This window comes from Agriterribacter sp. (assembly GCF_035444585.1).
Taxonomy (GTDB): domain Bacteria; phylum Bacteroidota; class Bacteroidia; order Chitinophagales; family Chitinophagaceae; genus Agriterribacter.
Window position 1 is genome coordinate 1 of sequence record NZ_DAOMOZ010000165.1, and the last position, 11,032, is coordinate 11,032.

Annotated in this window: 8 protein-coding genes and 1 tRNA gene; 6 read left to right on the forward strand and 3 right to left on the reverse strand. The window is 43.4% G+C overall.

Annotation, left to right across the window (positions count from 1 at the left end; all coding sequences use genetic code 11):
* Window positions 1-218: 218 nt before the first annotated feature.
* Window positions 219-292: transfer RNA gene (locus tag PLH26_RS15895), tRNA-Arg, on the reverse strand.
* A 58-nt stretch (window positions 293-350) separates the two neighbouring features.
* On the opposite strand from PLH26_RS15895, the gene ung reads away from it, so the two are divergent.
* Window positions 351-1,025 (forward strand): uracil-DNA glycosylase, encoded by a 675-nt coding sequence (gene ung, locus PLH26_RS15900; protein ID WP_324587015.1) that lies wholly within the window; start codon window positions 351-353, stop codon window positions 1,023-1,025.
* Between the two features lie 337 nt (window positions 1,026-1,362).
* A complete protein-coding gene (locus PLH26_RS15905; RefSeq protein WP_324587016.1) occupies window positions 1,363-2,115 on the forward strand; it encodes a lysophospholipid acyltransferase family protein in 753 nt (250 codons plus the stop codon).
* Here the strand turns inward: PLH26_RS15905 and PLH26_RS15910 are convergent.
* A complete protein-coding gene (locus PLH26_RS15910) occupies window positions 2,102-4,879 on the reverse strand; it encodes a putative LPS assembly protein LptD (protein ID WP_324587017.1) in 2,778 nt (925 codons plus the stop codon). The two genes, PLH26_RS15905 and PLH26_RS15910, sit on opposite strands and share 14 nt — an antisense overlap.
* 93 nt (window positions 4,880-4,972) lie before the next feature.
* Here PLH26_RS15910 and PLH26_RS15915 point away from each other — a divergent pair, with 93 nt between their 5' ends.
* The 4 genes from PLH26_RS15915 (at window position 4,973) to PLH26_RS15930 (ending at window position 10,233) form a co-directional block, all read left to right on the forward strand.
* Window positions 4,973-5,947 (forward strand): N-acetylmuramoyl-L-alanine amidase family protein, encoded by a 975-nt coding sequence (locus tag PLH26_RS15915; RefSeq protein ID WP_324587018.1) that lies wholly within the window; start codon window positions 4,973-4,975, stop codon window positions 5,945-5,947.
* A 144-nt stretch (window positions 5,948-6,091) separates the two neighbouring features.
* A complete protein-coding gene (locus PLH26_RS15920; RefSeq protein WP_324587019.1) occupies window positions 6,092-7,099 on the forward strand; it encodes an MlaD family protein in 1,008 nt (335 codons plus the stop codon).
* Window positions 7,096-9,045, forward strand: a complete 1,950-nt coding sequence (locus tag PLH26_RS15925; protein ID WP_324587020.1) for an OstA-like protein — start codon at window positions 7,096-7,098, stop codon at window positions 9,043-9,045. Before PLH26_RS15920 ends, PLH26_RS15925 begins: the two co-directional genes overlap by 4 nt.
* 45 nt (window positions 9,046-9,090) lie before the next feature.
* Window positions 9,091-10,233, forward strand: coding sequence for a glycosyltransferase family 4 protein (locus tag PLH26_RS15930; protein WP_324587021.1), 1,143 nt, complete (start codon window positions 9,091-9,093; stop codon window positions 10,231-10,233).
* An 8-nt stretch (window positions 10,234-10,241) separates the two neighbouring features.
* On the opposite strand, the gene tpiA is transcribed toward PLH26_RS15930, so the two are convergent.
* Window positions 10,242-11,003 carry a triose-phosphate isomerase gene (tpiA, locus tag PLH26_RS15935; protein ID WP_324587022.1) on the reverse strand — a complete coding sequence of 254 codons (762 nt, stop codon included), beginning with the start codon at window positions 11,001-11,003 and terminating at the stop codon, window positions 10,242-10,244.
* Window positions 11,004-11,032: the final 29 nt, after the last annotated feature.

Consider the following 11,032-nt stretch of genomic DNA (forward strand, 5'->3'; position numbering starts at 1 on the left):
CATCAAATGAAGGGGGAATAAGCAAGGCCTGGGTGGGGGAATAATCTTTAAATACAGGGTTTGCCATAGCTGTAATTTATATTCCAAATATAAGCAAAACCCTTTACTGTATTGAATTACATCCAATTTATTTATACAGCTCTTGTGTGGAAAACCTACCCCCTCATTTTGTTTTCCCCACAAAAAAAGAGGCTGCCCTTTTGAGACAGCCCCTAATGTGATCCGGATTGGATTCGAACCAATGACCCTCAGCTTAGAAGGCTGATGCTCTATCCAGCTGAGCTACCGGACCTTTTTAGGTTCGCAAAGATAATTTTTTTTAGTTTGCACCCAAACTGAATTACAAGATCATGGATGTAAAAATTGAGCCAAGCTGGAAAGCGGTACTGAAAGATGAATTTACAAAGCCTTATTTTGAGCAGATCGTTCATTTTTTGAAAACAGAAAAAATGGCCGGTAAAATTATATACCCGCCGGGCCCGCTGATCTTTAATGCATTTGAACAAACCCCGTTTGATAACGTGAAAGTGGTATTGCTGGGACAGGACCCTTATCATGGCTCGGGCCAGGCACATGGTTTGTGCTTTTCTGTTCAGGATGGTATTGCTCCCCCTCCCTCGCTTATCAATATTTTTAAGGAAATACAATCGGATATCGGGATACAAATGCCGTTGCGCAAAGGAAACCTTACGCACTGGGCTCAGCAGGGTGTGCTATTATTGAACGCTGCCCTTACGGTAAGGGCAAATGAACCGTTCAGCCATTCCAAAATAGGATGGGCTGTATTTACAGATGCCGTTATACAAAAAGTGTCGGAGCTTAAAACGGGTATTGTTTTCTTGTTGTGGGGCAGATTTGCCCAGGAAAAGCAGGTGCTGATCGATGAAACCAAACATCATGTATTAAAAGCCGCCCACCCTTCTCCGTTTTCTGCCGATAAAGGCTTTTTTAACTGCAGGCATTTTTCAAAAACCAACAGTCTGCTGCTGCAGCAGGGCAAAGATCCGGTTGACTGGAAGATTTGAGGTAGGTTGCAAGTTACAGGTTTCAGGGTGTGCATGCTCATGGCTGAAAGCTGATCGAAAGCCTTCTTCGGATTTTGGAAGTTTGTGGTTTTTAGTTTTTTTTTATCGTTGTACTTTCCTTCGGATTTCAAGCTTAAGTCTTCGGAATTTATTTGGTTCCTGTGATTTGTCTTTTGATGCTTTGCGTTTAGATGCGGTCTGACTCCCCTTGCGTTGGGTACCGGCTACATTTTCGGATTTGAATTTATTATTTGAATTTTTATTTGGTTCTTGTATTTTGCTATTTGGTATTTACTGTATTCCTTCGTATTTCGGATCATAAACTTCGAACTACAATATGACCACCATCAAAAATATATCAGGACGCATATGGGCATTCTGGGGAGCTATAGTATTCAGCATTACTTTGCTCATCGCCGTTATACCCATATGGCTCACCAATTATATAAAGGAGCCGGCCGGCACTGAAATATTTCGCAGGATATCAAAGGTCTGGATGGAATTTTTCCTTTTTATGATCGGCTGCAGGATCATTGTAAAAGGCAAAGAACATTTTGCAAAAGGGCAGAACTATATTGTAGTGAGCAATCACAATTCTTACATGGATATACCCGTTACCACGCCACAGATCCCTGGACCGAATAAAACCATTGCCAAAGCGGAACTGGCCAAAATACCTTTGTTCGGGTTGATCTATTCACGAGGCTCTGTACTGGTTGACCGGAAAAATGAGCGCAGCCGCAAAGAAAGTTTCGGTAAGATGAAAGCTGTGCTGGAACAGGGATTGCACATGTGCATATACCCCGAAGGAACCCGCAACAAAACCAATGAGCCTTTAAAATCTTTTCATGATGGCGCTTTTAAGCTGGCCATAGATACCGGCAAGCCCATTATACCTGCCCTGCTGTTCAATACAAAAAAAGCACTGCCGGGAAGCAGCAACCCGTTTTATCTGTGGCCGGCTACCCTGCGAATGGATTTCCTTGCTCCGGTTCCGGTACAACCGGGTGATACAGCAGCGAACTTAAAAGAGAAAGTATTTAAAATAATGCACGATTACTATAAATCCAATGCTGCTAATTATTCCTGAAAGTGCGTGTGCGGTTTATTCTCAGATCGCGCAGCATGCCCGACTTTGGATAAATGGAAATATTGAATGAGCGCCAGGGGCCAAAAGGGGTAACGTTGATGGACATCTGCCAGCAGTGCATTTCCCGCGAGATGAACATGGAGAAGGATGGGATCTTTAAAGTTTTAAAATCGAAGTAGCCGTTGGCTCCTATCTTCCATTTTTCGGTTAAGCTGAAATCACCGTTGAATTGTGCGCTGGAAGAGAACTGGGTATCAAATCCTGAATAGTCGCGCCTGAGTATCTTACTGAAACTAAGTGAATAAGAAAGATTGATTGACCAGGGAATATTGAAATCCACAAACTCAGAAGGATTCCTGCGAATGTAATCCATTTGTTGCTGTATTTCGTCGGCTGTAAGGTTATCATAATTGTCGTACTGCAACTCATCGTTCTCTTGCTTTTTATCTTTATCTTTTTCCTTGCTCTTAAAGCTGGTGGATACCGAAAGACTGCCATTGGTTATGCGGCCCAGAGAAATTTTATTATCCTGCCACACGTATTTATTTATCCTGTAACCCGTACTGTCTACCATATAAGGATCAATATTGGCACTGGCTGTAATATTGATCTTATCGAACAGGGTGCTGCGTGCATACAGGTTAAATGTGGAAAGCTTAAATGAATCTGCCAGAAGATTATAGCTCCCGGTAATACCAAACCCATCAATCAGCTTTACTTTTTTAAGCCCGTCGCCTTCTTCACTGGTGCTGTCGGCTTTATCCCTCACTTTCGCCTCTAAAAAATTATCTATGCCAAATCCAATACTTCCCGATTCGCCATAGCCGAAGGAACCATATACCCCGCCGGCGTACTGCGACATCATCATTCTCCGGCCGCTGGTGTCAAACTGTGTATTTACGTAATAGGCTTTAGAAAGATCGGGCTTATATCCTATGCTCATTTGCGGGCGCATTACGTGCCGTATAGCCTGTAGTCTGGCATTCTTATCTTTCATATTCAGCGTGCCAAACATAGCGGTGCTGAAAGATACCGACATGGAAATATCGCGAGCAGTATAAAAGCCTTTGCTTACGGAACTGTCAACCTTTTTGGCTTGATCATTCCATGTTCTGAACAGCTTTTGCGAATACCATCTTTCCTGGTAGCTGAAGCCGGGAGAAATTTGTATTGATCCAACCTGCGGTAAAGCCAGTGAAATGGGTATATTGTGCTGGGCGCCCCACTGAAAGGTATCTATCATTTGTTTAAAAGTAAATGAAGTGTCAGCAAATGAGGTTTGCCCGCGTGCACTGCCTGTATACCCGATGCCTAATTTATGGTACCATTTTCCGGAACCCACCATTTCCCGGGGTTGCAACGGGTATATGGTATTAACATTGAAATTGATATCCGGAAGATTAAGATTAACTATGCTGGTGTTGTTGTTTTGGTTGTGGTTTAAGTTAACGGAAAGATTATAAGGCCTTCCTATCCATGATTTCTGGTAAGAAATGGAAGAACTTAGCTGGTTGGCAAAACTTTGCGGTTGGCTATACACACCTCCCGCACCGTTGCTTTGATTGATAATGGCATTGGTTGGCAAATATTTGGTATAAGAGCTTGAGCCTGCGTTTACACTTGCCGAAAAGTTTACGCCGGGCCTTGCCTTGCTGTCCATACGATGGCTCCAGGTTAAAAAGAAGCTCTTGTTTTTTGCATAATCCGCGTCCCCCTTAAATCCGAGGTGTGTGTTCTGGTAGCTGAAATTCAGTGACCCGTTATACTTATAGCGTACGCGGTAGGTAGGCGTTAGGTTAAGCCGCCAGCTTCCGTAAGAATAAATATCTGCCCTTGCAGTAATGTCAAAGTTATCGCTGATCACTTTATAATACCCCAGCCCTTCCAATCCCAGCCCAAAGCCTCCTGTTACGGTAAATTGCGGCGGCAGGAAACCCGAATGACGTCCCTGCTGAATGGGAAACATTCCAAAAGGCAATATAACAGGTAATACAGGCACGTTTTCAAACTCCACGCCCACCGGGCCGGTAACCGCCATTTTCTTGGTGATGTACTTTATTTTCCTGGCCCGGAAGGCAAAATGCGGGGTGTCTAAATTACAGGTAGTGAAACGACCTTTAAAAGCGTAAATGGTTTGAGGATCCACTTTTTTTACCACCTCTGCATAGTTATACAACTCATTTTGCTGAAAATAGCTGCTGTGGGTGAGCCCTTTTTGTGTTCTGAAGTTAAATTCCAGGCTGTCGCTTACCGTAGTAATGTCTCCCTGTACCAGCGTGGCCTGCCCCAATACTTTACCGGCCGTATCCAGTTTCATCCTCGCCTTTACCATATTGGTTTGCTGGTTAAAAACGATTTCAGGCGCTTTAAGGTTAACGTCCTTGTATTTTACATCCGTTTCGCCGTAGAGGTACAATTTTTGAGCAGCAACGTCTAAAACCATTGAATCTTTTGCTTCATATTCAACCGGTGCATCAATGGAGTCTTTGGATATTTTTACGTCAAAACTATCTATCTTAACAGCCCTGACCGAATCGGAAAGTAAAGAATCGGGATTGTTTCCCTGAATAAGGGTATCAGCAGCGGGAAGAGGAACAGTATCTTTTGCACGGGGGACGGTATCTGCGAAGCCTGTTAAATAATTGCCAAAAGCAGATGGATCAAGGTTTTTTGCCCCTCCATTATACGTTATTGCAATAGTAAGCAGCAGTAAGGTGAAGGTAAATATGTAATTTCGCTTAAATTTGCGACATTTATTTTTCATACATACACAGGCAACAAAAGTAGCCATATTACGGGTAAGAAAACGTGAAGATTGAAACAGAATTACTAAACCCCATTAAATTTTAACAAGGGCATGAGGAAAAAAATTATTGTTGTACCCCTTTTTCTTTTTTCTTTTTTGATTTCCCTGGTTTGTTCTTCGCAAACCAAAAGCCGTATAAAAACGATTATTGTGGACGCCGGACATGGTGGCGCCGACCAGGGCGCCAGGGGCAGTTATTCAACCGAAGCCCAGATAACGTTAAAACTTGCTTTAAAAGTGGGGGCATTACTGGAAAAGGAATTGCCTGATACCAGAATAATCCAAACCCGTACAACCGACATTACCCAGCCCGTAAGGGAGAAAGCAGCTTTTGCCAATGAGAATAAAGGCGACCTGTTTGTTTGTATACATGTAAATGCAGCTCCGCCTATCCGCCATTCAAAAGTTACGGGGTACCGTACCCGCACTTATTATACCGGTAAGGGAAACAACAGAAAAAAGCATACTAAAAAGCAGCCTGTGTACAAAAGGTGGACCACACCCAATCCCCGTTACGGCACCGGAACATACGTTTGGGCTGCAGACAGGGATGTGCATAAGGCAGATGCCGTATCCGAGCGCTTTGAATCAGAAGGTGAGCTCACGGGCATACCCGACCCTTCTACACCCGAAGGTGCCATTGCCAGCAGGTTGTGGGTGCAAAAATATTTCAAGAACAGTGTGCGGCTGGCTTCCATGATTGAAGGTGAATTTGAAAAATCTGGTCGCAAAAGCGATGGGGTTTTACAACGCAACGAAAAAGGCATATGGGTATTGCAGGCCACCAATATGCCTGCCGTGCTGATAGAGACCGGCTTTATCACCAACAAAAAAGAGGAGGATTACCTGAACAGCGAAGAAGGACAGAATGAAACAGCCGATTCCATTGTAAAGGCCGTTGTAAATTTTAAAAACGTACTGGATAATTTGAGAAACGCAGCAGACCTGTCGAACAGGGAAGCATCCTCAGACCAGCAATCGCTTTCCTCAACCGGTTCTAAACCCTCGAATGACCAGAATCGCTAAGCTTTGGTAAGCGATATGTCATTGCTTTGTATGAATATCCTATTTTTGCTACGAAACTATTGATTTTGAATAATAAGTGAAAGGTTGCAATCGTTCAACCAAAGGCTTTTTTGGTAAATCTTTTTCCGGCATAAAAATTAAGGAATGAAAATTTCTAACGAAACCAAGGTAGGTGCTTTAACTGCGATTGCTATAACATTGCTTATCCTCGGGTTTAACTTTTTAAAAGGGAAACCCATATTTGAAAAAAGCTTTAAAGTATATACTATCTTTCAAACCGTAGAGGGATTGTCTGTTTCCAATTCTGTAATGATCAACGGACTGCAGGTGGGAAAGGTATACCAAATGAGGGAAACAGACAAAAACCTGAGCGGTATCCTGGTTACTTTAAATCTCAGCAAAAGCATAAATATCCCTAAAAACTCTGTTGCCCGCATTTCAGGCAGCTTATTGGGTAATACCACATTAGATATAGATCTGGGGGATGCTGATACTTTTATAAAGAACGGAGATACGCTGGCAACCAATGCCACCCTGGGTTTGCTCGACCAGGTAACAAGCAGTCTCGACCCTGCAATGGTAAAGATAAATGCATCTCTTCAAACGCTTGATTCCGTATTAAAACTGATCGGCAACGTTTTTGATCCCCGCACCCAACATAATTTTCAATCCATTTTTGCTAACCTGGCCGTATCTACCGCTCACCTGAACAGTTTGCTGAATACCCAAACCGGCGCCTTAGCTCAAACATTATCGAATGCCAGCGCCTTTACCGGTAACCTTAAAAAGAACAATGATACCATTACACAAATTTTTGCAAATCTCAATGCTACCACAGGCAAGTTTGCCAGCCTGGAACTTCAGCAGACTTTAACAAAATTAGATGCAGCAGTAACGGAGCTTGGCACTACTTTAAATAAAATAAACAACAATGACGGCACTTTGGGATTGCTGATGAATGATAAAAAACTATATAACAATCTTAGTTCAACTGCCAACAGCCTTAACGTTTTGCTGCAGGATTTCAGGATACATCCGCGCAGGTATACCGGTGGATTATTATTTGGCAAAAGAGATAAATCGGACCCGCTGATGACGCCCCTCCCCGATTCGCTGACCAAAGTTCCAGGTAAAGACAAAAAACGGAGATGAATACACGAAAGAGGATTGTATTATCCGTATTTTTTTTGCTGATCGCCCATTGCGCATGGGCACAGCAAAAGCCAACGGCTGCAAACCCCTCCGATCCTCCCGCTTTACCGAAAGACAGCACGAGAGAAGTGCATCTTATCCGCTCCGATATTTTAAAATTTGAAAAAAAAGACAGCATTGAACTGCAGATACTGGTTGGAAATGCCATGCTTCAACAGGAAAATACTTTTTTTAATGGCGACAGTATTGTAATGAATAAGCTGCAAAATATAATTGAAGTATTTGGCAATATCCATATCAATGATGCCGACAGTGTGAATGTATACTCGCAATACCTCATTTATTACGGTAATACGCGGATAGCGCATTTGAAAAAAAATGTAAAGCTCAGTGACGGAAAGGCAACGCTTACAACGGAAACGCTCGAATACGATCTTAATACCAAAACAGGCACTTACCTGGATGGCGGTAAGATCATAACCTCCACTTCCACCCTTACCAGTAAGGAAGGCTACTATTATGCAGACACTAAAGATGCTTATTTCAAAGAAAATGTGCGTCTTGTTGATCCCGAATACACGATGGCCACGGACACGCTTTTGTATAACATGGATACCCAAATTGCTACTTTTGTTTCTCCTACCACCATTAACGATGGTAAATCTGTTATACGAACATCCGACGGCTATTATGATATGAATAAAGGACTTGCCAATTTCGGCAAGCGTCCTGTAATTGAAGACAGCACCCAATATATCACTGCCGATAATATCAATTTCGACAAAACGACCGGCGAAGGCTTTGCCGAAGGGCGTGTTGTATATATTGATACCGCACAGGGGGTAACGCTGATGTCGGAAAAGAGCCGCTTTAACCGCGACAGCAAAACGGTTCTTGCCACCGTAAAACCGGTCATGATCATTAAGCAGGATAATGATTCCATATTTATAACAGGCGACACATTGTACTCGGGCATTAAATCAGATACCTTATATATTAAAGATACCAGTGCAGCAATTGATAAAAACGCCGGTGAATTACGTGCCGACAGTTCAGATATTAATTCATCAATCACCGGTATTCCACAGTACGATACCACAGTGAAAGAGGAGGTGATGAACGATGCGGCAGCGAAAGTTTTAAGAAAACCGATAAAGGCTGCGGATGCAAAGAAGCCCGGATTACTGAACGGGCGTAAACCACCGTTGCCAAAAGACACGGCTCTTCAACAGGCGGGTAGCCTGCATGAAGAAGCAAAAGACACGCTGCCGGCAAACATCCGGCCACTGAACGATAGTGACAGCCTGGCGATGCATACAATAGTACCGGCAGACAAGGATACGGTTAAAGGGATGCGGGTACGGGATATTGACAGGATAGACAGCGTACGTTTTTTCCAGGCGTTCCGTCACGTACGTATATTTTCTGATTCGATGCAGGCGGTTTGCGACAGCATGTTCTTTTCGGGAAGAGATTCTGTTTTCCGACTGCACATCAATCCTGTTGTTTGGGCAAAAGAAAGCCAGATTACGGGAGATACCATTTACCTGTATACCAAAAATAAAAAGCCCGATCACATAGAAGTACTTGAAAATGCGTTCAGCATCAGCAAAAGCAATGATAGCTTTTATAACCAGTTAAAAGGAAATACCATCCACGGTTTTTTTAAGGATGGCGACATTGATCATATTTTTGCAAAAGGGAGCGCCGAAAGCCTGTATTATTTACAGGATGACGACAGCGCTTATACCGGCGCCAACTATGCGCAGGCAGATCTGATCAATCTTTACTTTGTAAAAAAAGAATTGGATAAAATTACCTGGCTGTACCAGGTGAAAGGAGGATTTTACCCCGTAAATGCGGTGCCGGAAGAAAGGCAAAGGTTCAAAAACTTTGAATGGGAAGAAGCCCGGCGTCCTAAAACGAGGCTGGAGCTGTTTGAGTAGGGTACTTAAACTATTCTTTTCTGCTTATATTAAAAAAACGGGAACTTGCAAAAGAAACTTCTTATATATGAAACCACACACATTGAAAACCTGTCTGCACTGCTGACACTAAGTGAAGGGTACTTTTCAGAAGTTACCATTTTTATCCCGGCTTCTTCCTGCCGGCAGCTTCAATATATACTCAGTCCTTTGCGCTTATCGTTAAAGCTAAATTGGATCATCCGGAACGAAGAACAAAACAGACCTTTCATCAGGAGCTTTTTCAAACATCTCCGTGAGTCATCCTATACCCATTTGCATATAGGGACTTTAGAACACAATATGTTCCTGTTTGCCTGGCACTTGCGCAGGTGCCTTCATCTGCAGATCAGCATAACATTGCATTCCATTAACGACTATAGCAGCAGCTTATATACAGACATCCGCAACATTTCCGAAACGGCTGCAAAGCGAATATTATACCGCACTGTTCGCCATTACAGGGTGCTGGCGCCGGCAATGGTAAATGTTTTTCAAAAAAAATTCCCGGGAAAGCAGGTATGCTTTATTCCCGGTAATTTTTATAAATCACCTGGTGAGCATGATCTTTTGCAAAGCATTTTTTCCATTGTCATCCCGGGAACGGTGGAGCATAAACGAAGGGATTACCAAATGGTTGTTCGCTTTTTAAACACATACGCCAAAGATCTAACAGCATTTACCCCCATTCACATTGTTCTTGCCGGTAATGCAGGATCTCCTTACGGGATGGAAATAACCGAAGCATTGTATCAACTATCGGTTAAGCATGCTTTTAGGTTAAGTTACTTTACACACCCGCTGGAGCAATACGAATATGAAGCGTTTTACGAACAGGCGGATATTATATGGGCCCCGGTTATTTTGCATACCAACAGCCTGCGGGGCATAGCAGAAATAAACGGGGTAACCCACTCCCCCGGCTTTATAACGGATCAGATCTATTTTGGGAAACCTGCCATTATTCCCAAAGGGCTGCAATTGCCATCTCAGTTCGCGGGCTGTAACTGGGAATATGAAAATGAAAGCGACCTTCCAGCCATCTTCACTTCTATCTTGTCTGATAAACACATTTTAACGGAGGCAAACGACAGGGTAAGAGCTGCCTGTAGTTATTTCAGAATGGAAAATTTCACAGGAGCGTTCAGTGATTTGTTAGGTGTAGATTAGGAGCTGCCTTATTTCAGCGCATCAATGATCTGCGTAAAATCCGCAGCGATCAGTGAAGCTCCGCCTACCAGTCCGCCGTCTACATCGGGCTGGGCAAAGATCTCTTTTGCATTGCTGCCTTTTACGCTGCCGCCGTATAAGGTCGGGGTCTCTTTTGCAACAACATCGCCGTACTGCGCCGCAAGTACTTTGCGCAGATGCGCGTGCATTTCCTGCGCTTGTGCTGCAGTGGCTGTTTTGCCGGTACCTATTGCCCATATGGGTTCGTAGGCGATCACCACTTTTTGGATTTGCTCTTCATGCAGGTTAAAAAGGCTTTCCTTCAATTGTTTTTCTACATACCCGTTTTGGGTGCCCGATTCCCTTATCTGTAAAGGCTCCCCGCAACAGAAGATAGGCGTTAAGCCGTAAGTTAATGCCATGGCCACTTTTTCTTCGAGCATGGCATTGGATTCTGCAAAATATTCGCGCCTTTCGGAGTGGCCCAGCACCACATATCCCACACCAATGGATTGCAGCATTTCTGCCGATGTTTCACCGGTAAAAGCGCCGCGGCTCTGCGTATAACAGTTTTGCGCGGCTGTAAAAAAATTCCGTTTGTCCGATACTTTATCTTGAGCCGGCACCAGGTAAGGAAAAGGAACGGCAAAAACTACTTTTTGATGCGCCTGCAGATCGTGCGGCACTTTTAAGATCTCATCCAGTAAGTTTTCTGCCTGATCAATTGTCAAGTTCATTTTCCAGTTGGCTGCTGCTATTTGTTGTCTCATTATATGGTTTGTTTATAAAGATGTTCCAG

What these genes read in the sequence shown, in the direction of transcription:
- PLH26_RS15915 (WP_324587018.1), top strand. Translation starts at nt 4,973, where the DNA reads ATGAGGAAAAAAATTATTGTTGTACCCCTTTTTCTTTTTTCTTTTTTG.
- PLH26_RS15905 (WP_324587016.1), top strand. Translation starts at nt 1,363, where the DNA reads ATGACCACCATCAAAAATATATCAGGACGCATATGGGCATTCTGGGGA.
- PLH26_RS15925 (WP_324587020.1), top strand. Translation starts at nt 7,096, where the DNA reads ATGAATACACGAAAGAGGATTGTATTATCCGTATTTTTTTTGCTGATC.
- PLH26_RS15920 (WP_324587019.1), top strand. Translation starts at nt 6,092, where the DNA reads ATGAAAATTTCTAACGAAACCAAGGTAGGTGCTTTAACTGCGATTGCT.
- PLH26_RS15910 (WP_324587017.1), bottom strand. Translation starts at nt 4,879, where the DNA reads ATGAAAAATAAATGTCGCAAATTTAAGCGAAATTACATATTTACCTTC.
- ung (WP_324587015.1), top strand. Translation starts at nt 351, where the DNA reads ATGGATGTAAAAATTGAGCCAAGCTGGAAAGCGGTACTGAAAGATGAA.
- tpiA (WP_324587022.1), bottom strand. Translation starts at nt 11,003, where the DNA reads ATGAGACAACAAATAGCAGCAGCCAACTGGAAAATGAACTTGACAATT.